The organism is Rhizobium sp. CG4 (assembly GCF_023701965.1).
In the GTDB taxonomy this organism is placed as follows: domain Bacteria; phylum Pseudomonadota; class Alphaproteobacteria; order Rhizobiales; family Rhizobiaceae; genus Agrobacterium.
In genome coordinates this window covers 295,190-320,776 of sequence record NZ_JABAEG010000005.1, presented here as the reverse complement: position 1 = coordinate 320,776, position 25,587 = coordinate 295,190, and the positions used below count along the sequence as shown (strand labels likewise).

17 protein-coding genes are annotated in these 25,587 nt (G+C 55.1%); 6 read left to right on the top strand and 11 right to left on the bottom strand.

Annotated elements, in window-relative coordinates; all coding sequences use genetic code 11:
* Position 1 precedes the first annotated feature (1 nt).
* The 4 genes from HGO37_RS16820 to HGO37_RS16805 all read left to right on the top strand — a co-directional run bounded on the left by HGO37_RS16820 (position 2) and on the right by HGO37_RS16805 (position 8,761).
* Entirely contained in the window at positions 2 to 4,159 is a 4,158-nt protein-coding gene (locus tag HGO37_RS16820; RefSeq protein ID WP_250984308.1) for a translocation/assembly module TamB domain-containing protein, read from the top strand.
* Between the two features lie 242 nt (positions 4,160 to 4,401).
* Positions 4,402 to 6,189, top strand: coding sequence for a methyl-accepting chemotaxis protein (locus HGO37_RS16815; protein ID WP_250984307.1), 1,788 nt, complete (start codon positions 4,402 to 4,404; stop codon positions 6,187 to 6,189).
* A complete protein-coding gene (locus HGO37_RS16810; RefSeq protein ID WP_192490381.1) occupies positions 6,189 to 6,665 on the top strand; it encodes a chemotaxis protein CheW in 477 nt (158 codons plus the stop codon). The genes HGO37_RS16815 and HGO37_RS16810 overlap by 1 nt, the downstream gene beginning before the upstream one ends.
* Before the next feature lie 302 nt (positions 6,666 to 6,967).
* A complete protein-coding gene (locus HGO37_RS16805; protein ID WP_250984306.1) occupies positions 6,968 to 8,761 on the top strand; it encodes a methyl-accepting chemotaxis protein in 1,794 nt (597 codons plus the stop codon).
* 57 nt (positions 8,762 to 8,818) lie between these two features.
* Here the strand turns inward: HGO37_RS16805 and HGO37_RS16800 are convergent, their stop codons facing one another.
* From HGO37_RS16800 to HGO37_RS16750, 11 genes are all read right to left on the bottom strand, one after another.
* Complete coding sequence (locus HGO37_RS16800; RefSeq protein ID WP_250984305.1) at positions 8,819 to 10,474, bottom strand: OFA family MFS transporter; 1,656 nt, start codon at positions 10,472 to 10,474, stop codon at positions 8,819 to 8,821.
* Positions 10,475 to 10,828: 354 nt separating this feature from the next.
* Positions 10,829 to 12,850 (bottom strand): sensor histidine kinase, encoded by a 2,022-nt coding sequence (locus HGO37_RS16795; RefSeq protein ID WP_250984304.1) that lies wholly within the window; start codon positions 12,848 to 12,850, stop codon positions 10,829 to 10,831.
* Entirely contained in the window at positions 12,843 to 14,246 is a 1,404-nt protein-coding gene (locus tag HGO37_RS16790; RefSeq protein ID WP_502941425.1) for a sigma-54-dependent transcriptional regulator, read from the bottom strand. Before HGO37_RS16790 ends, HGO37_RS16795 begins: the two co-directional genes overlap by 8 nt.
* 51 nt (positions 14,247 to 14,297) lie before the next feature.
* On the bottom strand, positions 14,298 to 15,122 hold the full coding sequence (gene fdhD / locus HGO37_RS16785; protein WP_250984302.1) for a formate dehydrogenase accessory sulfurtransferase FdhD: 825 nt from the start codon (positions 15,120 to 15,122) through the stop codon (positions 14,298 to 14,300).
* Positions 15,123 to 15,376: 254 nt separating this feature from the next.
* On the bottom strand, positions 15,377 to 15,787 hold the full coding sequence (locus HGO37_RS16780; protein WP_250984301.1) for a F0F1 ATP synthase subunit epsilon: 411 nt from the start codon (positions 15,785 to 15,787) through the stop codon (positions 15,377 to 15,379).
* Positions 15,788 to 15,862: 75 nt separating this feature from the next.
* Positions 15,863 to 17,320, bottom strand: coding sequence for a F0F1 ATP synthase subunit beta (gene atpD, locus HGO37_RS16775; RefSeq protein WP_192490388.1), 1,458 nt, complete (start codon positions 17,318 to 17,320; stop codon positions 15,863 to 15,865).
* Positions 17,321 to 17,344: 24 nt separating this feature from the next.
* Positions 17,345 to 18,223 carry a F0F1 ATP synthase subunit gamma gene (locus HGO37_RS16770; protein WP_250984300.1) on the bottom strand — a complete coding sequence of 293 codons (879 nt, stop codon included), beginning with the start codon at positions 18,221 to 18,223 and terminating at the stop codon, positions 17,345 to 17,347.
* A gap of 28 nt (positions 18,224 to 18,251) precedes the next feature.
* Positions 18,252 to 19,781 (bottom strand): F0F1 ATP synthase subunit alpha, encoded by a 1,530-nt coding sequence (gene atpA, locus HGO37_RS16765; RefSeq protein ID WP_192490390.1) that lies wholly within the window; start codon positions 19,779 to 19,781, stop codon positions 18,252 to 18,254.
* Entirely contained in the window at positions 19,781 to 20,347 is a 567-nt protein-coding gene (locus HGO37_RS16760) for a F0F1 ATP synthase subunit delta (RefSeq protein WP_192490391.1), read from the bottom strand. Before HGO37_RS16760 ends, atpA begins: the two co-directional genes overlap by 1 nt.
* A gap of 261 nt (positions 20,348 to 20,608) precedes the next feature.
* Entirely contained in the window at positions 20,609 to 20,995 is a 387-nt protein-coding gene (locus HGO37_RS16755) for an AGROH133_08824 family phage infection protein (protein WP_250984299.1), read from the bottom strand.
* Between the two features lie 92 nt (positions 20,996 to 21,087).
* On the bottom strand, positions 21,088 to 23,316 hold the full coding sequence (locus HGO37_RS16750; protein ID WP_250984298.1) for a primosomal protein N': 2,229 nt from the start codon (positions 23,314 to 23,316) through the stop codon (positions 21,088 to 21,090).
* A 142-nt stretch (positions 23,317 to 23,458) separates the two neighbouring features.
* Between HGO37_RS16750 and HGO37_RS16745 the strand changes: the two genes are divergently transcribed.
* Complete coding sequence (locus HGO37_RS16745; RefSeq protein WP_250984297.1) at positions 23,459 to 24,394, top strand: tyrosine recombinase XerC; 936 nt, start codon at positions 23,459 to 23,461, stop codon at positions 24,392 to 24,394.
* Positions 24,395 to 24,489: 95 nt separating this feature from the next.
* Complete coding sequence (locus HGO37_RS16740) at positions 24,490 to 25,587, top strand: TraB/GumN family protein (protein ID WP_250984296.1); 1,098 nt, start codon at positions 24,490 to 24,492, stop codon at positions 25,585 to 25,587.

The window sequence follows — 25,587 nt, the reverse complement described above, 5'->3', positions numbered from 1 at the left end:
CATGAAGAAACTGCTTCAACCTTTAAAATGGGTTTTATACATCGCCGCAGGGTTGGTGCTGTTTCTTGTTTTGTTTGTCTCGTTCATAGGCTTTACCGCATCGGGCTCAAAATTTGCGGCCCGCCAGATTTCATCCCTTGCATCCACAGCCGATCAAAAGGTTGAGATTTCCGCCCCACAGGGTCTCCTTACCGGAAATCTGCGCCTTGACAGCGTCGTGCTGTCCGACCGCGAAGGGGTCTATGCCCGTATCAATGGCATTGCTGTCGACTGGTCTCCAACCGCGCTGCTCACCGGCACCTTCCGCGCAGATCTGGTCTCAGCCAGCACAATCGAATTTGACCGCACTCCCTTGCCATCTGAACAACCGGCAAAACAGGAAAGCGGTAGTTTCTCGCTGCCGATTGCAGTCGATATCAAAAACCTTGCTTTCGACGACATCAAGCTTGGTGAAGCCTTGGCTGGACGCCCGTTTGAATTGACCGCGGCAGGCAGTGCCAAAGCGTCTTCCAGAGATATGGCTGCGAACATCGCCATTCACCGCAAGGATGTGCCACAGGCAGGCATCACGGCCGATTTCACCTATGTGCCCGAGCAGAATGTTCTGCAACTCAAGGCTAATTTAAGCGAACCACAGGGCGGCATGCTGGCAAACCTTCTGGCATTGCCCGGCGCCCCCGCTGTTTCGCTTGACATTGATGGTCAAGGCCCAATGTCCGACTGGAGCGGCCAATTGGTCGGCGCAGTCGATGGCAATCGCATCCTGAGCCTGACCGGCCAGCATAAACTTGCCGATACCGGCGTGCGCCGTATTGCGCTGACAGGTGGCGGTCAGCCCGACATGCTTTTGCCCCCGCTGTACCGCCAGCTTTTTAATGGCGAAACGCAGATCGACTTCAATGTCGCACTCGATCCGAACGGCCGTATCGACATTGAAACCGGAAATCTGACAACCGGCGCGCTGCTTCTGGCGGCCTCCGGCACCGTTGATCCGCAAGGCATGAACGACTTGAGCGCCAACCTGATTGGTACCAATGGCCCGGTTGATTTCCGCCTGCCGATGGATGGTGGTCAGGCACGGCTTCTCATCGATGGCGCCGATATTTCGTTGCGCGGCAACGCGCAGGCTGCAGCCTTGAATGTCGCCGCCGCACTGCGCTCGGTCGAAATTCCGCAGGGACGTCTGGATGGCATCAAGCTATCTGCGGCAAGCCAGGACCTAAATCTCGCAGCCTTTACCGGAACGGTCGACACGAGGGTTTCCGTTGATGGTTCGGCGCTGGTCAGCCCGGATCTCGACCGTTTGGTTAAAGCACCCGCCACGTTGAAGGCACCGTTGCGCCTGTCTCCAACGGCTATCGGTTTTGAAGCCGCGACACTGGAAAGCGCCAGCATCGGCGGCACCACCAGCGGCACCTATACGCTGGACAGCAAAACCGTTTCCGCAAATCTGCGCCTGTTCGCAGTGCCGCAGATCCTTCCTGAGGCACTGGCACAAAAGATCGAAAAAACCATTGCGGTCGAGGGATATGTCAACGCTGTCATCGGCGGCAAAACAAGCCTCGAAAACCTTGTCGTTCGCTCGGATCTGGTCGAAGCGAATGGTAATCTGCTGCTCGACAACGGCATAGTGCAGGCCAAGATCGGCGGACGTTTCCTTGCTCTCGAAAAACTGCTGGCCAACGCACAGGGGGCAGCCGGTTTTGCCGTGGAAGCGACAGGCCCGCTTGCTACACCGGATTTCAAGGCCAGCCTGAACTCGGCCCGTGCCACGATGGCCGGGCGTTCGCTCGAAGCATTTGCACTGACCGCAAGCGGTAAGGCCGACCCCGCAGCACCGCAAGCAGACATTGCGGCGAGCGGCACGCTGGATGGCCAGCCAATCGAAGCTAAGGCCGCTCTGGTTCAGGACCAGAATGGAACGGCTCTGCCGTCATTGCGCGTCGACATCGGACCCAACAGCCTGACAGGTGATCTGCGTTTTACGCCGACCTTCCAGCCCAACGGTACTCTAGTATTCGACTTTCCTGACGTCTCGTTGCTCGCCGCATTGGCAGCCCAGCAGGCCGCAGGTGATTTGAAAGGTACTGCTGTCTTCAACAGCAATGCGACAACGACGGCAATCACTCTGAAGGCCAACAGCAAATCGCTGAGCCAAGGTACGAATGGAATTTCAAACCTCGCAGCCGATATCGCTGTCAGCGACCTGAAGGCCTTGGCGGCACAGGGAACGTTGACTGCACAGGCGATAAATGTCGGCGCAAACACCATCAGCGGACTGAAGCTGGATATTACCCATGCCGGGTCCGCAACAGGCTTCAACCTCAATGCCCGATACGACAATGCGCCACTTCTGGCATCCGGCAGCGTCGATACCGGCAAACAACCGCTGACTGTCGCTATCAGGGACTTTTCCGCCGCTCCGCGTGGTATCCCGGTCAAGCTGGCACAACCGACCAATATCACTGTCGACAATGGTACGGCGCGCATCAACGGCCTCACCATTCAGACAGGCAATGGCCGCATTGAAGTAAATGGCTCGGCAGGCTCAAACCTTGATATCAACGCTGTTATCCGTTCTTTGCCGGCCAGCCTTGCCAATGCCTTCGCCGGTGGTCTTGACGCATCCGGCGATATCTCCGGCACGGTCACCGCCAAAGGTGCCGCGGCAAATCCATCTGTCAGTTATGACCTTAGCTGGAACAACGCCGCTGTAAGCCAGACACGTGCGGCGGGCCTTTCACCACTCAGCATCAAGGCCAATGGTACATTTGCCGACAATCTTCTGAACATCACAACCGGACTAACCGGTCAGGGCGGACTGTCATTGTCCGGCGGCGGCTCAGTTGGTATCTCCGGCAACCAGCCATTGTCATTGGCCTTCAAGGGTAATCTGCCCTTTGCAACGGTTGCGGCACAAACAGCCGAACAGGGTTTGTCGGTGACAGGCAGTGCCAACATTGATCTCAATATATCTGGCACCGCTGCAGCCCCATCGATAACCGGCACGGTTTCAACGGATGGCACTCAGCTGACCGATGTGCGGAGAAACCTGACGATCAACAATCTTGGTGCTACGATCACCTTTGATCGGGACCGCGCCGTCATCTCGCGCTTGTCCGGCAGGCTTGCGGCTGGTGGCACGCTTTCGGCATCCGGCTCGGTCGGTATCACGCCAGCGTCCAATTTCCCGGCCGATCTGTCGATCGTGCTAGACCGCGCCGCCTATAATGACGGCACACTGGTTACCACTATTGTCAGCGGCACATTGACCCTGAAAGGCCCATTGCTCGCCAATCCCGTGCTTGCGGGAACACTTACCTTGGACAAGAGCGCCATTACCATTCCCGAGCGCCTGCCCGCCTCGCTCACCGCCATCGACATCAAACACCGCAACGCGTCACCCGCCGTAAGAGCGCAGGTGAATAGCATGCAGGCGGATGAGTCAAACGGCAGCAGTTCCACGATTGGACTTGATCTCAACATCAATGCGCCCAATGGCATTTTTGTCCGTGGTCGCGGCGTCGATGCCGAACTGACCGGCAATCTGGTGGTGCGCGGCACCGCTGCCGATCCCGTGGTATCCGGTGGTTTCACCATGAAGCGTGGCAGGCTCGAAGTCCTGACCAAACGACTGGACTTCACCACCGGCAACATCACATTCGGTGGCGGCTTGGTGCCAGTTTTGGATATGGCCGCCGATTCGGCCTCCGGTTCGACAACGATAACCGTCTCTGTTTCAGGCCTTGCTAATGATCCGGCAATTACCTTCTCCTCGTCTCCGGCACTGCCGCAGGACGAAGTGCTGGCACAGCTTATTTTCGGTCAGTCCATGTCGAAACTGTCTGCCCTTCAGATCGCCCGTCTGGCCGATGCTGCAAGCCAGCTTGCTGGTGGACGTTCCACGTCGCTGTTCAACAGTTTGCGCAGCAATCTCGGCGTCGATGATCTTGATATCTCCACCGACGAAAAGGGTGACGCGAAAGTATCTGCCGGGAAATACATCAATGACCGCACCTATCTTGAACTGGAACAGAGTGGCAGTTCAGGCGCAAAGGCTGTGATCAATCTGGATGTTGGCAGAGGCGTCAAACTGCGCGGTGAAGCAGGCGCAGATGGCGGTGGCGCGGCAGGTATATTCTACGAAAAAGAATATTGATCTCTTATGTACTGCTTATGTATAAGTTTATATTTTCATAATATTGAAAATATAAATATATCAAAAATACCCTATTATTATTATTTATAATTTTTTAATGATGATTTTGTATAAAAAATCGTCAGTGGATTTCGCATATTCAGGAAACACCCCAAACATAACATTGAGTCCTGACGTTTCAATCAATGGAAACGCTTCCGGACTTTCAGTTGTACAACGCCTCGCGGAGACGGGAGCCACCCATGAGCTTGTCATTTTTTCCGGGATCACATGCAAAAGCTGTTTTGACTGCCCTTGGCGGCACTCAAGCGATGATTGAGTTTGATCCATCCGGGAAGATACTGTCTGCAAATGACAATTTCTGCCGCGCACTTGGTTATTCAGCCGCCGAAATCATCGGCAAACATCACAGTATATTCTGTGACCCTAAATATAGTGGCAGTCAGGATTACAGGAAGTTCTGGCAGGATTTGGCGAACGGCAAGGCGGATGCAAGACAATACAAGCGCATCGGCAAGGGTGGCACCGAAGTCTGGATACAGGCCTCCTACAACCCTGTGATCATTGGCGGCAAGGTCCAGAGCGTTATCAAGATTGCCACTGTAATTACCGAAGCAAAGCTCAAATCAGCCGAGGATGCGGGTAAGATAAATGCCATCTCACGCGCTCAGGCTATTATCGAATTTACCACCACTGGCCAGATCATTACGGCCAACAGCAACTTTCTGAACTGTCTCGGTTATAGGCTTGAAGAGATAAAGGGCAAACATCATAGCATGTTCTGCGAAGCTGCGTTTCGCGACAGTGCCGACTATGCGACCTTCTGGAAAAAATTGGCAGCTGGAGAATTTATTGCCCAGGAATTCAAGCGCATAGGTAAAGGCGGAAAACCCGTCTGGATTCAGGCATCCTACAATCCAATTCTTGATGAGGAAGGCAATGTCTTCAAGATCGTGAAGTTTGCCACCGACGTGACGGAACGCGTCCGCGCCGTCAATGAAATCGCTGATGGTTTGACCGGCCTCGCCAATGGCGATTTGACGACGCAGCTCAACACACCTTTCATCCCTGCCCTCGACAAACTGCGCACAGACTTTAACGGATCGATCGCCAGACTGCGCGACGCCATGAAAGTTGTCTCAGACAATGCGACGGGCATTGCTGGTGCTTCACATGAAGTCAGCATTGCCTCAAGCTCTCTAGCCGAACGGACGGAGAAACAGGCCGCCGCTGTCGAGCAAACCGCAGCCGCACTGGAAGAAATGACCCAAACGGTTACTGACAACAGCCGCAGAGCGGAAGAGGCAGGGCAACTGGTAGCGAAGGCCAAGAGCGGCGCCGAGCTTTCCGGGACTGTCGTCAACAACGCCATTGCGGCCATGGACGAGATTGAGCAATCGTCCAAGGGCATAAGCAACATTATCGGCGTTATCGATGAGATCGCCTTTCAAACCAATTTGCTTGCGCTGAACGCTGGCGTGGAAGCAGCTCGTGCCGGTGAGGCTGGCAAGGGCTTTGCCGTGGTCGCACAAGAAGTGCGTGAACTGGCGCAACGTTCCGCCAATGCCGCCAAGGAAATCAAGGCGCTGATTACCAAATCAACCGAGCAGGTTGCCAATGGTGTTTCGCTTGTTGATGAGACAGGCAAATCACTGGAGTTAATCGTTCGTCAGGTGGCCGAGATCAATCAGAATGTCGCAGCCATGATTGAAACGACCCGCGAGCAGGCGACTGGATTGAAAGAAATCAATTCTGCGGTCAACTCCATCGATGCCAATACCCAGCAGAACGCGGCCGTGGTGGAAGAAACCAGCGCCGCCAGCCATGGTTTGGCAAAAGAAGCAGAATCTTTACGTAATTTGCTAAGACAATTTAGATTTACGCAAGACTCTCACGTTACAAGGAATGATGTGAAAGGGGATGTGCAGCCCTTGGCATCAAGAGCACGCGGTACGGTTGCCACACCAGCAGCCAGAACACATGGTTCTCTTGCTTTGGCGCAAGTACAGCAAGATTGGGAAGAATTCTGATGGCGACGATTAATTCTACAAACTTCGGCAGCGACACTTTGGAAATTATTGCATTCCGCCTGCACGATCAGGAATTCTGCGTGAAGACGACCACAATCCGCGAAATTCGCGGCTGGGCGCCATGCACCCCGATCCCGCACGCCCCAGCTGACGTGATTGGCGTGATGAACCTGCGCGGTTCTGTTATTCCGATCATTGACCTCGCCTACAAACTCGGCATGAAAAGCACCGTTGCCAATGAGCGTAGCGCCATCGTGGTTGCCGAAGTTCACAACATGGTCATCGGCATGCTGGTTGACCGCGTATCCGACATTCTGACAATTCCTGCCAATCAGGTTCAGCCTGTGCCGGAAGTATCCGCTTCTTTCGACAAGTCCTTCTCCGAAGGCATCATCGCCAACGAACATGGCATGATCTGCTTCCTGAACCTCGCAAAGATGTTCAAGGGCAACGAGATCGAAGATCTGGCAGCATAAGAAACTGCATCACGCTACGCCACACATCGCGAGCGAGATCATCTTTCCAAACGTCCTATGATTTTAAACCGCTACGATCCATTCGTGGCGGTTTTTGTTTGTGTCAAACAGCTAAAATCCCCCTTTTTCTTTCTGTATTAAAAAGAGCTTCAAGCAACAATGCATCAATTACATTTTAATATTCTAATGTTCTAATCACTATATTGGAGATTGATGATTTTTCTCCCTGTCAGCGAATGAATCGCGATAACGCTGCCAAGCGAAAGTAAACGCTCTCACTTTCGCTGTTTCCGGAGGGTACAATGTTCGGCCTGCATAAAGTCAGTGATGCCAGAAATATCGTTGATGCCATATCCAAATCGCAGGCCGTGATTGAATTCACCCCAAACGGCGTAATCCTCAATGCCAATGAAAACTTTTGCAAAGCCCTCGGTTACGACCTGAGCGAGATTGTTGGCAAACATCACCGCATGTTCTGTGAGCCAGATTACAGCGCATCTGCCGCATACACCCAGTTCTGGCAAAACCTGGCGGCGGGAAAACACGACACCAAAGAATACAAGCGCATCCGCAAGGACGGACGCGACATCTGGATACAGGCTTCTTACAATCCAGTTTTCCGCTCCGGCAAAGTTTACAAGGTCATCAAGCTGGCGACCGACATCACCGCCGTCAAACAAAAAGCGGTCGAAGATGCCAGCAAGCTGAATGCCCTCTCCAAATCACAGGCGGTGATCGAGTTCACCTCAACTGGTGAAATTCTCACCGCCAATGAAAACTTCTGCAAAACACTGGGTTACGACCTCTCGGAGATCGTGGGAAAACACCATCGCCTGTTTTGCGAGCCGAATTATGCTGCGACATCCGATTATGCCCAATTCTGGCAGCGCCTTTCACAGGGCGAATTTATTGCCGATGAATTTGTTCGCTTTGGCAAAGGTGGCAAGGAAGTCTGGATACAGGCAGCCTACAACCCAATCTTCAACGACAAGGGCACCGTCGTCAAAGTCGTCAAATTTGCGACAGACGTCACCCCACGCATGAGCGCAATTACTGCACTTGGCGACGGCCTCAGAGCCCTGGCCGATGGAGAACTGTCGCAAAATCTCGATACTGCCTTTGTGCCAAGCATGGAAAGAGTTCGGCACGACTTTAATGAAGTCATCGCCAAACTGCGCAACACCATGCAGACGGTGGCCCACAACGCGACAACAATTGCCGCAGGTTCTTCTGAAATCCGCACGGCTGCGGACCAGCTGGCGCAAAGAACCGAGCAACAGGCTGCCTCACTCGAACAGACCGCCGCAGCACTCGAAGAAATCACCACAACAGTCAAGGATTCCAGTCTGCGCGCCGACGATGCCGGAAGGCTGGTAACTTCCACCAAAAACAATGCCGAACGCTCCGGTGCCATTGTCGACAAGGCAATTGGCGCCATGGATGAGATATCTCGCTCCTCCAAGGAGATCACCAACATCATCGGCGTGATTGACGACATTGCGTTTCAGACGAACCTGCTGGCGTTGAATGCCGGTGTTGAGGCGGCACGTGCCGGCGAGGCCGGCAAAGGATTTGCCGTCGTCGCGCAGGAAGTACGCGAACTGGCACAACGGTCTGCCAGTGCTGCCAAGGAAATCAAGAACCTGATCAATACCTCAGGCGACCATGTCGCCAATGGTGTCGAACTTGTTGGTCAGACAGGCGGCGTGCTGCGAGAAATCGCCAATCAGGTCGACCAGATCCACGTCAATGTCTCGGCGATTGTCGAAGCGGCCCGCGAGCAGGCCAACGGCCTTGCGGAAATCAACCAGGCCGTCAACATGATGGACCAGGCAACGCAGAAGAATGCGGCAATGGTTGAGGAAACGACTGCCGCCAGCCACGGTCTGGCGCGCGAATCGGAAATATTGCGGGAGCTGTTGACCCAGTTCCGTATCGGCAATGCTCAGGCACAGGCCTATGAAGCACCGACCCCACATGCCCTTGTCAGCAGACACCAGCAGGTCGCATCACCGGTACATAAGATGGTTGCCAGTCTGCGGCACGCCACATCAGCCATGCCTGCAGAGCGCGCCGATCAATGGACCGAGTTCTGACGCTGTAGCACTTACATCCAGAAACAAAAAAGGCGGCCCGAAAGCCGCCTTTTCTTTTTACACGAAGAGCACAAAAGTCTTCTGCAGGGTAATCCAGATACCCCAGACAATCGGAATACCAACAACAGCCCAGGCAATCAGCGCCCTGGCGTCGAGACCACCCTTGCCAATACCGAACGAACCGGAAGGACCAGTGTCCACGGCCTTGGTCTTGGCCTGAAGGGCGGCAACTTCTTCATCAGACATGTACCACTTGGCATCCAGCGGCTTCACCAGCAGGTTGGCGATGAGGCCAACAGCCAGCATGCCCGCCAGAATATACATGGTGAAATCGTAGACCTGCGCGCGTGGAATGCCCGCTGCGATCTGTGCTTCACGGATGTAGTTCACCACAACAGGACCGATGATACCGGCTGTTGCCCATGCCGTCAGCAGACGACCATGGATAGCGCCAACAAACTGCGTACCGAAGATATCGGCAAGGTAAGCCGGAACAGTTGCAAAGCCACCGCCATACATCGACACGATGATGCAGAACATGCCCACGAACAGCGCCTTGTTGCCGAGACCAGCAGCCCAAGGGGCAGATGCGTAGAGTACGATACCGAGTGCGAAGAAGGTGAAGTAGGTTGCCTTGCGGCCGATACGGTCAGACATGGAGGCCCATACGAAACGGCCACCAATGTTGAACACCGAAAGCAAACCGGTGAAACCGGCAGCAATCGCTGCAATCGACGCCAGTTGTTCCGTGTTCAGATCAGCAAACTTGACATCAGGCAGACCAATCAGCGAACCGGCAAAAATTTCCTGCAGCATTGGCGAAGCCATGCCGAGTACGCCGATACCAGCCGAAACGTTAAGGCACAGTACCAGCCAGATCATCCAGAACTGCTTTGTCTTGTGCGCGTTCTTCAGGTGAACGTGGCGGGTCGTGATCATTGAGCTCTTGGCAGCAGGCGCTGTCCAGCCTTCAGGCTTCCAGCCGGTAGGCGGAATGCGGTAGCCAAATGCACCAGCCATCATGAACACGAAGTAGATCGCAGCCATGACCAGGAAGGTTTCCCAAACACCGATCGATGCATCGGTACGGAAATGGCGCATCAGCGCATCCGCAAGCGGCGCACCGATCATGGCACCACCACCGAATCCCATGATCGCCATGCCGGTCGCCATGCCGCGACGGTCAGGGAACCACTTGATCAGGGTCGAAACCGGAGAGATGTAGCCGAGGCCAAGGCCAATACCACCGATAACACCGGCTCCGAACCACATCAGCCACAGCTGGTGGGTCATGATACCGATGGCAGCGATGGTCATGCCACCACACCAGCACACAGCCGATACGAAACCGGCCTTGCGTGGGCCAGCGCGCTCAAGCCAACCGCCCCAAATCGCAGCCGAGCAGCCCAGCAGAACGAAGAACAGCGTGTAGATCCAGCCAAGATCACTGACGCGCCAGTCGCAGCTGGTGGTGAACAGGGCAGTCGCAAGGCCCATGTCCGAGCAAACGACGGACTGGTTGATGCCGATTGCCTTGGTCAAAGGCAGCCAGAACACGGAAAAGCCGTAGGCCATACCGATGCAGAGATGAATGGCCAGCGCAGCAGGCGGCACCATCCAGCGGTTAAAGCCAGGCTTGGCGATAATGCGCTCACGGTCAAGGAAGCCGATACCGGCTGCGTTGCCAGTGAACGTCTCGTTCGTAGCAGTCATGTGTTTCCTCCATTCGACCCGGCTGGACGCCGCGCGAATATGGTTGTTGTCATTTACTCGGCTGTTCCGACCGGCGGTGAGCACACACCGGCATGGGACATTTGATCAGGCTTGCGTGTCATGGACCCCGACCCTGACGCGGCTTGAGCGGCCTCTCCTAAAACCCGCCCATTTCGCTTGTTCCGAATTGCGTTTTGACAACTGCAAAGATCGTGCCAAAAATAAAACCACGGAATTACAATGAATTAGAATACAATTCCGCCGCATTTCGGACAAAATGTCCGTGGCAATGCGACAAAGTGTCCAGGTGGTGCGACAAAATCGCGCCCGGACAGCAGGTCTGATATGGGAGATTTATTGCGCTTCAGGTAGCCAGACCGTGAAGGTCGTTCCTGTTCCGGGCGTGCTTTCAGCGGTAATGATACCGCCTTGACGGATCACCAGCATCTGGCTGACCGATAGACCAAGCCCTGTACCTTCCTGCCGTTTGGTCGTGAAAAACGGTTCAAAAATTCGAGCGAGAACATCCTGATCCATGCCGATACCGGTGTCGGACACTGTCAGCACAACACCAGCTCGCTCGTCACGCTCTGCATCATGGCAGCCAAGACCTAACGTGCCGCCATACGGCATTGCGTGAGCGGCATTGACGATCAGATTGACCAGCACCTGCTGCAACTCGGTGCGGTTCATCAACACCAACCGGCTGACATTGTCATCACGCACGACATTGATACCGCTGCGGTTCAGCACGTGCTGAACCAGTGGCATGGTATCGGTCATGATATGGGCCGGGTCATGCCGTTCAACATAGCCGGCGAATTCTTCTGGTCGCGCAAATTGCAGCAGCTTGGTGACAATACGGCTTATGCGCTCGACCTGCTCATCAATCAGCCGAAACTCGGTTTTGGCCAGATCGGCCTTTTCACCGATCAGATAACGCGCCACCTCGAGATTACCCTGAATGACGGCAATCGGGTTGTTGATCTCATGGGCAACGCCGGCGGTGATCTCCCCCACCGTGGCCAGCTTTTCAGAAATCACCAGCTGTTTCGTGGTGGCTTCCAGCTGATGGTTGGCAAGCTGCAATTCCCGCGTCCGTTCGTCAACACGCACATTCAGCTCTTCATTCCAAGCGCGCAGTTCCCCTTCACGCTCCTGCAGGCGCTGCAGCAAATCATCCAGATGAACGGCCACCTGCCCGATTTCATCATGCGTGGCAGGCAGCCCGGTTCGCGCACCAAGATCGCCCTCATCCACACGGGCGATGGTTTCGGTCATTCTTTCCAGTGGCTTGAAGATGCTGCGCGCCCACCGCAAGAACACCGGAATGCTCATCAAGGTTATCGCAAAAAATGCAATAATCACCGCGGCGACCGTTTCATATTTGGCGCGGGCAAAGGGCGCTTCCAGAAATCCGACGTAGAGCATGCCCGCACGATTGCCGTAACTGTCGACCAGCGGTTCATAGGCGGAGACATACCAGTCGTTTACGACAAAGGCGCTGTCGAGCCATACGCGCCCTTCACCCAGCACCGCAGTCCGCACGGCGTTGGATACCTGCGTTCCCAATGCCCGCTTCCCTTCGAAAAGACGGACATTGGTGCTGATGCGGACATCATCCAGAAACAGCGTTGCCGTACCCTGACTGCCCTCCGGCAGACTGGCTTCCTTGTAGACCAGATCATTGATCGTATCGATGAAATCGAGATTCTGGTTGAGAAGTTTGCCACCGACAAGAGCCAGACGCCGGCCAGGCGAAACATCAATCGGACTGGCGGCGTGAATGGCGAGACCGCGTGTTTCCCAAAGCTGTTCCGATTGCCCAGAATTTGGCGTCTTTACAAGCTCCAGGCGAGCACGTTGCGCCAGCGCAGCGGAAATCTCTCCCAACTCGTCATTGGAAAAAATGTCGAATGCGTAAGCTGCTTTTCCCTGCAGTGCCTTGGCCCGCACGGGCCAGTTGACCCGCACAAGCGATACTTCCGTTCCGGCACTGGCGGTAACCCGTCCCTCGGGATCGATGATAAACAGGAAGTCGAGCCCAAGCTTCTCACGGCTCTCTTCCAGATAACCACCCAATTGTGTCGCTGTATCATCCTGCAAGACATCCTGAAGCCGTGCGGAGGTCGCAATGGATTCAATACGTTCGCCGGTGTTTTCGAGAATGGTCGACAGATATTGATGCGCGATGGTCAGATCGCCATGCACTTTGGAGATCAGAAGCGAATCGAACTTGGCGCCCCAACGCACCATCGTCACGCCCAGCAACAGCGGCAAAATCACCAAGGTTGGTAACAGGGCAATCGCCAGCAGTTTAACGCGGACGGAGCGAACCGCACTGACGACCTTTGGCTGATGGTGCAGATCAGCCATGCCAGGAGGTCAGCTTGCGATCAATGGTCTTGCGGGAAATGCCAAGCCGTCTTGCAGCTTCATCGCGGTTGCCAGCAACCTCGTCGAGCACACTCAATATGTGCCGGCGCTCAACCTCTTCCAGCGTGGCATTGCTGGCAGGCGCAGAAATGCCACCACGTAGATCCGCAGGAAAACGCCCCAGAATAAGGGTACGTTCGATCAGGTTACGTAGCTCACGAACATTACCGGGCCAGTTATAGGCGAGCAAAGCCGCCTTGATCGCATCATCCACCTGTACAGGCGGCATGCCGAGCTGCCGCGACAGCTTGTTCATGAACAGATCGGTCAGTTCAAGAACATCCTTTTCACGTTCTCGCAACGGCGCGAGATGCACCTGCATGACGTTGATGCGGTAATAAAGGTCAGCGCGGAAACGGCCTTTTTCAACGTCCTTGGCAAGATCGGCATTGGTGGCGAACACAAAGCGAATATCGATCGGCACTTCGCGCTCGGAACCATCCGGCCGAACCTTGCGATCTTCAATGACGCGCAGCAACTTGCTTTGTAGCGCCACCGGCATTTCACCGATTTCATCAAGGAACAGCGTGCCACCCTGCGCATGCAGGAAAAGACCCTCGCGCCGGGACTCCGCGCCCGTGAAAGCGCCCTTCAAATGGCCAAACAATTCTGTTTCCAGCATGTCAGCGGGAATAGCCGCGCAATTGAGTGGCACGAAGGGTTTGCCAGCCCGGTCGGACAGTTCGTGAAGGGAACGCGCCAGCACTTCCTTGCCGGTACCGGACTCACCTGTCAGCAACACCGACGTTGGCAAGGGCGCAACGCGACTGATCATTTCACGTGTCTGCTGAATGGTCGCAGAGCTACCGAAAATCCGATCACGCAGATAGATGTGATCGGACGCGGCCCTCAGCTCATATTTGAGCGCAAAGTTCTCCCGCTGCAACTGGATGCGGTCCAGCGCGCGAGATATGGCATTTAGTATCTGGTTTGACCGAAACGGTTTCAGCACAAAATCCGCCGCACCGGCGCGGATCGCTTGTATCGCCGTATCGAGATCGGCATATGCCGTCATCAGGATCGTTTCGGCATAAAGGCCGATGGAGCGCTGTTCTGCCAGCCATTCAAGACCGGTTTTCTTCGGCATGATATTGTCGAGAATGACAATGTCGAAATGACGCTCATCCAGCTTGCGGCTGGCCTCAACCGTATCTGCTGCTTCGTCGATAAATTTGCAGCGGCTTTCCAGCGTGCGCACAAGGAAATTGCGCATGCCTGGCTCATCGTCCACCACAAGAATAGATGCCTTGGCGAGCCACGGTCCGAAATCGGATTCTTGAGCCGCGGCTGGCGGCTTTGGAATCACTTCGTGTTGCACATCACTCTCCTGCGACATCCGCTATCAGCTTAAAAATGACGAATAGCAGAGCCGTGTCCAAAAGCAAAATCAGGAGGCGATATCCGCACCCGCTGCCATCTCAACAATTCTGTGAGCATGGGTGAAAATTTCGAAGTCCTCCCCCCTCACCAATGCCACCAGTGTCACACCGGCCTTTTCCGCCGTCTCGATGGCAAGTGCAGTGGGCGCCGAGATCGCCAGGAGGATGGGACTGCCAAGAATAGCAGTCTTCTGCACCATCTCGACGGAAACACGGCTTGTAACCGCAATCATACCGTCGCGGCCGCGGCGGCCAGCACGAAGGACAGCGCCAGCCAACTTGTCGAGGCCATTATGCCGCCCGACATCTTCGCGGACAGCCAGCAATCCCTCACCTGGCAGGTAGAAGCCGGCGCCGTGCACGGCGCGCGTTTCCCGATTAAGTGACTGCCCGTCCGACAACAGCGTGATCGCAGACACAATGTCATCAAACGTCGCTTTGAGCGGGGCCGTTGAAACGTCGGGAACCGGACGAAGTGCTTGCTCGATCGATTCAATTCCACAGAGGCCGCATCCGACTGGCCCTGCCATATGACGACGGCGCGCACGCAGTGCATCAGCCTGATTATCTCCAAGCATCACCTGCACATCGTAACCCTGATCGGCCGCAAGGACTTCAACGTCAACGATCTCAGAGACATCACGGATTATACCCTCTGTCAGGCTGAAACCAATGGCAAAGTCTTCCAAGTCGGCCGGTGTGCCCATCATGACGGCATGGGTAGAACCGCCATAGGAAAAGGCGATTGGCACCTCCTCGGGAACAGCACGTGTGGCTTGCACCAAAACACCTGCGTGCCGTGATATGCGTATGACTTTCCGCGAGGTTTCCATCAAGTAACAGCCCTATTCGCCTGCATGCGACAAAAGCCGGAACAATTGGCAGCATCACGCGCACTTGCCATTGGCTTTCATCAAAATTGGAGCCTAGTTCTACCCAAGAGCTAGGGCGCATCAAAGCGCAAATTCGCAACGGCGATGATAGTAGCAGCTGAACATGGGTAGTCTAAAAACAAAAAAGCGACCGAAACGGCCGCTTTTTTCTCATTTTTTGTGGGCAGTCATTCTTTCGAACCCGCCCGGTGCTTTCAAGCAGCGACGAGAACCTCATGCAGGTTCGTCAGTTCGTAGAGGTGCTTTTCAAGCTTGGTCAGGTGCTCGTGGTGATGGCTACCACCTTCGATTTCTGCCTTCGCTGCATCAATACGCTTCTGCAATGTATCAGGGCTGATTTCATCAGCCGAAACAGCAGATTCAGCAAGCAATGTGCAACCTGTTGGCAGAATGTCGGCAAAACCACCGAACACCACGTACTTGTGTGTCTCACCAGAGGCAAATTTCACCGAAACGAGACCAGGCTTGATCGTCGTCATTACCGGCGCATGGTTTGCCAACACCGTCATTTCGCCCAGAGTGGCTGGAATGACGACTTCAGTAACCGTTTCGGAAACGAGCAGGCGCTCCGGAGAAACAAGTTCGAATTTGAAAGTGTCGGCCATGGCTATTCACTTCTTGTTTTGTTGCGCGACAGACAAAGGCGCGTGGAAAAGCCACGCGCCCTTCTTAAAGCATTATCAGGCAGCTTCAGCAGCCAGCTTCTTTGCCTTTTCGATAGCTTCTTCCATCGAACCGACCATGTAGAATGCTGCTTCTGGCAGGTGATCGTAGTCACCATTTACCAGGCCCTTGAAGCCCTTGATGGTGTCTTCGAGAGCAACCAGCTTGCCCGGCGAACCGGTGAAGACTTCCGCCACGAAGAACGGCTGCGACAGGAAGCGTTCGATCTTACGAGCGCGGGCAACAGCCAGACGGTCTTCTTCAGACAGTTCATCCATGCCAAGGATGGCGATGATGTCCTGAAGAGCCTTGTAGCGCTGCAGTGTCGACTGAACCTTACGAGCCACTTCGTAGTGCTCTTCGCCAACGATCATTGGGTCAAGCATACGCGATGTAGAGTCGAGCGGGTCAACAGCCGGGTAAATACCCTTTTCAGCGATCGAACGCGACAGAACGGTCGTTGCGTCCAAGTGGGCGAACGAGGTTGCTGGTGCCGGGTCGGTCAAGTCGTCGGCAGGTACGTAAATAGCCTGAACCGAAGTGATCGAACCCTTCGTCGTTGTCGTGATGCGTTCCTGCATCTGGCCCATGTCGGTCGCAAGCGTCGGCTGGTAACCCACAGCAGAAGGGATACGGCCGAGCAGAGCGGACACTTCGGAACCAGCCTGCGTAAAGCGGAAGATGTTGTCCACGAAGAACAGAACGTCCTGGCCCTTGTCACGGAAGTCTTCAGCGATCGTCAGACCGGTCAGAGCAACACGTGCACGTGCACCTGGTGGTTCGTTCATCTGGCCGTAAACGAGAGCAGCCTTGGAGCCTTCGCCACCGCCGTGCTTGTTAACGCCCGACTCGATCATTTCGTGGTAAAGGTCGTTACCTTCGCGAGTACGTTCACCCACACCGGCAAATACCGAGTAACCACCGTGCGCCTTGGCCACGTTGTTGATCAGTTCCATGATGAGAACGGTCTTGCCAACGCCAGCGCCGCCGAACAGGCCGATCTTACCGCCCTTTGCGTAAGGTGCGAGAAGGTCAACAACCTTGATGCCGGTAACCAGGATCTGGCCTTCAGTCGACTGGTCGACGTAGGACGGAGCTTCCTGGTGGATAGCGCGCTTGCCGGAAGTGACCAGCGGACCAGCTTCGTCAACAGGCTCGCCGATAACGTTCATGATACGACCAAGCGTCTCAGGACCAACCGGAACGGTGATCGGAGAACCGGTGTCACGAACGGCCTGACCGCGAACCAGACCTTCGGTCGAGTCCATGGCGATCGTGCGAACGACGTTTTCGCCGAGGTGCTGTGCAACTTCGAGAACCAGACGGTTGCCCATGTTGTCAGCTTCAAGCGCGTTGAGGATCGCAGGCAGGTCGCCTTCGAACGCCACGTCGACAACAGCGCCGATAACCTGCGTAACTTTGCCAGTCGCGGTTGTGCTCGCTGCGGTTTTCTTGGGGGTAGCTGCCTTAGCCATTATCCTTACCCTCTTTCCTTAACCTCAGAGCGCTTCAGCGCCCGAAATGATTTCAATCAGTTCCTTGGTGATCTGAGCCTGACGCTGACGGTTGTAAGACAATGTCAGCTTGTGGATCATTTCACCGGCGTTGCGCGTTGCGTTATCCATCGCGCTCATTTTGGCACCCATTTCGCCAGCAACGTTCTCGAGCAATGCCCGGAAAACCTGAACCGAAATGTTGCGCGGAATAAGGTCTTCCAGAATGGAAGCCGCATCCGGCTCGTATTCATAAATTGCAGTCGTCGGTGTCTGCTCGACTTCAGCGGCCGGCGCAGCAGCAGGAATAAGCTGCAAGCCTGTCGGCACCTGGCTGATAACCGATTTGAACTCGGAGTAGATCAGCGTGCAGACATCGAATTCACCGGCGTTGAAACGCGCAATGATCTTCTTGGCAATCTGGTCGGCATTTTCGAAAGCGATCTTCTTCACTTCGCGCAGTTCAACGCGCTCAATGATGTTCGATGCGAATTCGCGACGCAGGCTGTCGTAGCCCTTTTTACCAACGGTCATGATTTTGACCGTCTTGCCTTCGGCGATCAGCTTACGCGCACGATCACGAGCAAAACGGGAAATCTGTGAGTTGAAACCACCGCAAAGACCACGCTCGGCTGTGCAGACGACGAGCAGATGCACGTCGTCCTTGCCGGTACCGGTCATCAGTGCAGGAGCTACGTCTGCCTCAACCGCCTGAGCGATATTGGACAGAACGGCGCTCATGCGCTGTGAATATGGCCGGGCAGCCTCAGCAGCCTCTTGCGCACGACGAAGCTTCGCCGCGGCGACCATTTTCATCGCCTTGGTAATCTTCTGTGTCGCCTTGACCGAGGCAATGCGGTTTTTCAGATCCTTTAGTGAAGGCATCCGTTATCCGTCCCAGTGTGAACCCTAATCAGGCGAAAGACTTTGCGAAGCTATCCAGAGCAGCCTTGAGCTTGCTCTTGGTGTCATCGCTAACAGCCTTTTCCGTGCGAATGGTGTCGAGAATGCCCTTGCCTTCCGAACGGAGGTAGGACAGCAGACCCTGCTCGAACTTGCCAACCTGGTTCACAGCAACCTTATCGAGGTAACCGTTCACGCCAGCAAAGATCACGGCAACCTGTTCTTCCGTCTTGAGCGGCGAGAACTGTGGCTGCTTCAGGAGTTCCGTCAGACGTGCGCCACGGTTCAGCAAACGCTGTGTGGAGGCATCGAGGTCCGAACCGAACTGAGCAAATGCGGCCATTTCGCGGTACTGAGCGAGCTCACCCTTGATCGAACCAGCAACCTGCTTCATGGCCTTGATCTGAGCAGCAGAACCAACGCGCGAAACCGACAGACCGACGTTAACAGCCGGGCGGATACCCTGATAGAACAGGTCGGTTTCAAGGAAGATCTGGCCGTCGGTGATCGAGATCACGTTGGTCGGAATAAACGCGGAAACGTCGTTACCCTGGGTTTCGATAACCGGCAGAGCGGTCAACGAACCAGCGCCCATTTCGTCGGAGAGCTTTGCAGCGCGCTCGAGAAGACGGGAGTGAAGGTAGAAAACGTCACCAGGATAAGCTTCGCGGCCCGGAGGACGACGCAGAAGAAGCGACATCTGACGGTAGGCAACAGCCTGCTTGGAAAGGTCGTCGTAACCGATCAGCGCATGCTGACCGTTGTCACGGAAGTATTCTCCCATTGCGCAACCAGCGAACGGAGCCAGATACTGCATAGGAGCAGGATCGGAGGCCGTAGCGGCAACGATGATCGAGTACTGCAGTGCGCCACGCTCTTCCAGAACCTTAACGAACTGGGCAACGGTCGAACGCTTCTGACCAATAGCAACGTATACGCAATAAAGCTTGTCACCGTCAGGACCATTGTCGTGAATGGCCTTCTGGTTGAGGATCGTGTCGAGAATGATCGCGGTCTTGCCGGTCTGGCGGTCGCCGATCACGAGTTCGCGCTGGCCACGACCAACTGGGATCAGGGCATCGATAGCCTTGAGACCTGTGGACATCGGCTCATGAACCGACTTGCGTGGAATAATGCCAGGAGCCTTTACGTCAACGCGAGCGCGCTTCGTGGCATTGATCGGGCCTTTGCCGTCAATCGGGTTACCGAGAGCATCGACCACGCGGCCAAGCAGCTCAGGACCGACAGGAACGTCAACGATGGCGCCGGTCCGCTTAACGGTGTCGCCTTCCTTAATGTCACGGTCAGAACCGAAAATAACTACACCGACATTGTCGGATTCGAGGTTCAGCGCCATACCACGGATGCCGCCTGGGAACTCGACCATCTCACCAGCCTGAACATTGTCAAGGCCGTAAACGCGAGCGATACCGTCACCAACGGACAGAACCTGGCCGACTTCCGAGACCTCAGCCTCGTTGCCGAAATTTTTGATTTGATCTTTCAGAATTGCGGAAATTTCCGCGGCGCGGATATCCATCAGCCAACCTCTTTCAGTGCAAGCTTAAGGGTGGAAAGTTTGGTGCGAAGAGACGTGTCGATCTGACGGGAGCCAACCTTGACGATAAGGCCACCGAGGATTGACGGATCAACGGTTACTGAAACCGTTACATCCTTACCAGTAACGCTCTTCAGCGCCGCCTTCAGTTCAGTTTCCTGCGCTGCATCGAGCGCATGTGCCGAAGTAACTTCGGCAGTAATTTCGCCACGGTGTGCGGCAGCGATTTCGCGATAAGCGCGTACCATGCCAGGAACGGCAAACAGACGGCGATTCTTGGCGACAACTTTGAGGAAGTTCGCAGCAAGCGTCTTCAGGCCGGCCCTTTCGCAGATAGCTGCGATGGCCTTGCCCTGATCTTCAGACGAAAATACCGGGCTTTCTACCAGACGCTTCAAATCGTCACTCTCGTCGAGAAGCGACTGGAATGCATCGAGATCGGCCCCAACCGCCTCTACAACACCCGCCTCAAGAGCAAGCTCGAAAAGCGACGACGCATACCTTTCCGCTACACCGGATGTTCCATGGGAGGTGTCTGCCACTGGCACTTTTTCCCTGCTTATCATCCAAGAAAGACAAGTCGCGTCAGCAACTTTGCCAAATTCTTGAAATCGTTTCAATTTCCCCGAAAAAGGCTAAAGTGATCCCCCTCACCTTTTCGAATTTCGCGGTCCGTCTAGCATAGGATGCCGGGACTCGCAACACGGGTAATAACGGAATAAGGCTTTAGGGCAACAGGAAAGCAGAAAAAAATACGAAATCCCCATTCCTTTGCCAAAAGCGCCACACCTTGGGCGTTTCAGCCAGCCTCACACTATTCCAAAAACATAGAGTAACGGCAAGGCAGCAAGTACAAAATTTACAACCATAAGTAGGCAATTTCGCCATGTCGTGCCACCGTCAGACAGGATGGAAAGCACTGCCCCGAACACTGAAAGACCGAATGCGGCACCAAACGCGAGATAGACCATAGGCTGCGCGAGCAGCAAAGCAGCAGCGCCAAGTCCCAGGTAAAAGCCAGCCAGCGAGGAGCGGATCAGCACAAACCCGTCATTGCGCTCACGGCTGGATTGCAATGCAAAGAAGCGCAAGGTCACACCAGGCGCAAACAACATCAATAACCCGATCAGGGCTGAGACCGATGCAGCCAAAAACGCCAATTGTTCTCCAAACTCGGTTGGAAAGTAAAATTCCATGATTGCCAGCCCCTCGCTTCAAATCAGTTTCACTTGCCGACTTACAATATTGACCTAAAAATCGGAATCGTTATTTCAACGCTACTTCAGCATCACAGAAAACTCTGCGGGTCGATGTCCACTTGGACATGGATAGAGCCACGTTCCCTGGGACCATTGGCCAGCATAGCGCGCATAAACCCCTGCATGTCCGAATTGCGTTTTCCGTGAACCAGCAGCCGGAAACGATACCGTCCGCGAATAAGTGCGAGCGGTGCCTCCGCCGGCCCCAGCAAGGCAATGCCAGCAGCCTGCGGCGCTGCAACTCTCAGAGCACGAGCATGGGTTTCTGCATCAGCGCGGGTTTCCGCCGACACGATAATCGAGGCTAAGCGCCCGAACGGCGGCAACATCGCTTTTTCACGTTCAATGATTTCACGATCATAAAACGCCCCGGCATCACCGGAGACGATGGCCTGCATGACCGGGTGCTGCGGTTGATAGGTTTGCAGAAGACCATGACTTTTCAGACCGGTACGACCGGCGCGACCCGTCACCTGTGACAGAAGTTGGAAGGTTCGCTCCGCAGCACGCGGATCGCCATTTGCCAATCCCAGATCGGCGTCAACAATGCCAACCAGCGTCATCAGCGGAAAGTTATGGCCCTTCGCCACCAGCTGCGTGCCAATGACGATATCGACCTCGCCATTAGCAATCGCTTCCAGTTCCAACCGCAAACGTTTTACGCCACCGGGCATATCCGAGGACAGAAGGATGGTTCGCGCATCAGGGAAATGTTTCTCGACCTCTTCGGCAATACGTTCCACACCAGGACCACAGGCAGCCAAATGGTCGAATGTGCCGCATTCCGGGCAATGGTCCGGTGTCTTTTCGGCGTAACCACACTGGTGGCACTGTATCTGCTCACGGAAACGGTGCTCCACCAACCAGCTGGCGCATTGCGGGCACTGAAAGCGATGGCCGCATACGCGGCAGAGCGTCAACGGTGCATAACCACGCCGATTGAGGAACAGCAGCGCCTGCTCACCGCGTTCAATGGTCTTGCCAATGCCGCGCAGCAACACAGACGACAGAAAGCCGCCCCGTTCCGGCGGGTGGCGTCGCATATCGACAAGGTGCAGATCGGGCATCGCCGCATCGCCAAAACGCGTGTGCAGATGAATGAGATTATAACGCCCGGAATTGCCGTTGACCTGGCTTTCCACCGATGGCGTCGCAGAGACCAGTACGACGGGAAAATCAGCTATTCGCGCCCGCACCACCGCCATGTCGCGTGCATTGTAGAACACGCGGTCTTCCTGTTTGTAAGCTGGGTCATGTTCTTCATCGACAATGATCAGACCAAGATTGTCGAAGGGTAGAAACAGAGCGGAACGCGCACCTGCCACCACCCGCACCTCGCCGGTCGAGGTCTGCCGCCATACCTTTTCGCGGGTTTTCGGGGCAAGCTCGGAGTGCCATTCGGCCGGTTTTGCGCCAAACCGGTTCTGAAATCGCTCTAGAAATGCAGCGGTCAGCGCAATTTCAGGCAACAGGATCAACACCTGTTTGCCCTGCCGCAGCGTTTCGGCAACCGCCTCGAAATAGACTTCTGTCTTGCCGGAGCCGGTGACGCCATCGATCAGCGAGACAGAAAATCCGCCCTTGCGCTGATCCTCAAGAATTTCAGACGCTGCCTGCTTTTGCGGACCTTCAATACGCGCCTCGACATAATCAGGGTCAGGTTCGGCAACCACGGGCGGGGCAGGTAGAAACACGGTTTCGAACACGCCCTGTTTTGCCAAACCATCAATAACGCTGGTGGAAACACCGGCAGCATGCGCAAGTCCGCTCTTTGTCCAGGTATGGCCCTCACCCGCTAGCTCGATCACCCGTTGGCGTGCAGGCGTCATGCGTTCGGGCCGGCCTTCGCCCAGACGCAGGCCTTCAATCATCGGCTCGGGGTCAAATGCGGCGGGAGCGCGCAGCGCCATGCGGGCCACCAGCCCCGGTGGAGACAGCGTGTAGGAGGCAACCCAATCGATAAAACGGCGCATTTCAGCTTTAAGTGGCGGGCAGTCAAAAGCCTTGGTGATCGGGCGCAGCTTCTTCGGATCAACGGTCTTGCCGTCATCCTGCTCCCTGTCCCAAACCACTCCAATGACCTGTCGAGGCCCGAGCGGAACCTGCACCACAGTACCCGGTTCCACCACCATATCGTCTGGGACAGCGTAACTGTAAGGACCCGGCGCAGGCAGCGGCACAAGAACCGGCACGCTATTGCGCGCCACAGGTGCAGGATCGAATAATGCGCCAAACAGGTCAGTCGAATCTTTTGCCATTGTGCGGCGACCATGCCTTTTCATGAACAAAAAGGAAACTGCAAACAGCGATGCGCGATGCCTTCAATATCGTCAATTTTAACCAAATGCTGATCCGCAGGCTCTATCCTTGTCATCAATTGAACCACCGGAGCGTAATGAGTTGTCCGAGATTCTGACCTTTGCCGATCAGGCTCTTCTTGATGAGCGGCAGACATGGCTTGCCACGTTGCAGGGTGAGCGCCGTCTTTCCGGAAACACCGTTGAGGCCTATGAGCGGGACACAAGACAGTTCCTGATGTTCCTGACCGGTCATCTCGCCGCACCGGCAGGCATCAAGGATATTGCCGACCTACGCCCTGCTGACTTGCGTAGTTTTCTGGCATCCCGCCGTCGTGATGGCGCAGGCGCCCGTTCGCTTGGCCGCCATCTGGCGGGCTTACGATCCTTTCTGCGCTATCTGGAACGCAAGGGACTGGTGAAGACGGCAGGGGCAAATGCCATTCGCACGCCCAAACAGCCAAAATCTCTGCCAAAGCCGCTTACCGACAGGCAGGCACTGAACCTGACACAGACCGATACCCAAATGCAGGAAGAACCGTGGATCGCCGCGCGCGATGCAGCGGTACTGTCTCTTCTTTATGGCTGTGGTCTGCGTATCTCCGAGGCACTAAGCCTGCGCGCAGTGGATATTCCAAGCGCCACAAGCGCACTTCGCATCACTGGTAAAGGCGGAAAAACGCGTCTGGTGCCATTGTTGCCGATCGTCGCCGAAGCAATCGCAACATATCGCAAACTTTGCCCGTACCATCTTACGAATGACGAACCCATGTTTGTCGGCGCACGCGGCGGCAAACTGCACGCAGCCATCATCCAGCGCGGCATGCAGAAATTGCGCAGCGCGTTTGGTTTGCCGGATACGGCGACACCGCATGCATTGCGACATTCCTTCGCCACCCACCTGCTGGCTGGCGGCGGCGATCTGCGCACCATCCAGGAATTGCTTGGCCATGCCAGCCTGTCAACCACCCAAATCTATACCGGGGTGGATACGGCACGCCTGTTGGAAATCTACGATAACGCCCATCCGCGGGCGTGAAAGGAACGGTTGTGCTGTCCGCGCATTAACCAATTTCTTTAATACAATCGCGACGTCACCGTCATAAAAAACCTTTAGCGAAATTACGGGATTGCATGACCATGGCTGGCGGATTGAACACTGAACGTCTTCTTGGTTGGAGATTGCCAAGTCCGGGCAACACCATGCTTGGCCTGTGCGCGCTGTTTAACATCACCCTTCTCGCCATCCTGCTTTTGACATTGCTCGGTATCAAACCGGCACATGCACAGGAGGATCTGAGCTGTGTCGGTCAGGATCTCGTCGAGATCATGCAGCGTGATGAACCCCAGAAATACCAGAACTTGCAGGCAGAGGCGGATAAGGTCCTGAATGGAAAAGGTACATTCTGGCGCATAGAAAAGGACGGTCTTGCACCGTCCTATTTGCTGGGCACCATGCATGTGACCGACCCGCGTGTTCTCAAAATGCCAAAGGGCGCACAGGAAGCATTTGCCAGCGCAAAGACGGTGGTGGTTGAGTCAGACGAAATCCTTGATGAACAGAAAGCCGCCGTCGCAATTTTCGCCAGACCCGATCTGTCGATGTTCATCGATGGAAAATCCATTACCGACATGCTGTCGACGCAAGACAAACAGCGCCTGGAAGATGGCTTGAAACAGCGCGGCATTCCGCTGGTCTCGGTTCTGAAGATGAAGCCATGGATTCTGGCAAGCTTCGTGGCTCTGCCAGCCTGTGAGTTCAAACGCAAGGCGCAGGGAGCATCTTTCCTCGACAAGAAGATCGCCGAAGACGGTGTAGCTTCTGGAAAATCCATCCAGGGACTGGAAACCCTTGTCGAACAGATACAGGCCATGGCTGATCTGCCAATGGATTTCCACATGAAGGCATTGGTTGAAACCTTGAGCCTTGGTGATCGCATGCAGGACATCATGTGGACGATGACCGATCTCTACCTTCAGGAAAATGTCGGCGCGATCATGCCAATGGTAACGGCCGTCACACCGGAAAACTCAGACGCGGACGAAGACGGTTATGCCAGCTTCGAAAAGAGAATTATCACCGACCGTAACCATGTCATGGCCGGAAGAGCAGCGCCGCTGCTTGCGCAAGGCTCAGTCTTCATGGCAGTCGGTGCACTCCATTTGCCGGATGAAGAAGGGGTCATCGAACTCCTGCGCAAACAGGGTTATACGCTGACCCGCGTCAACTGA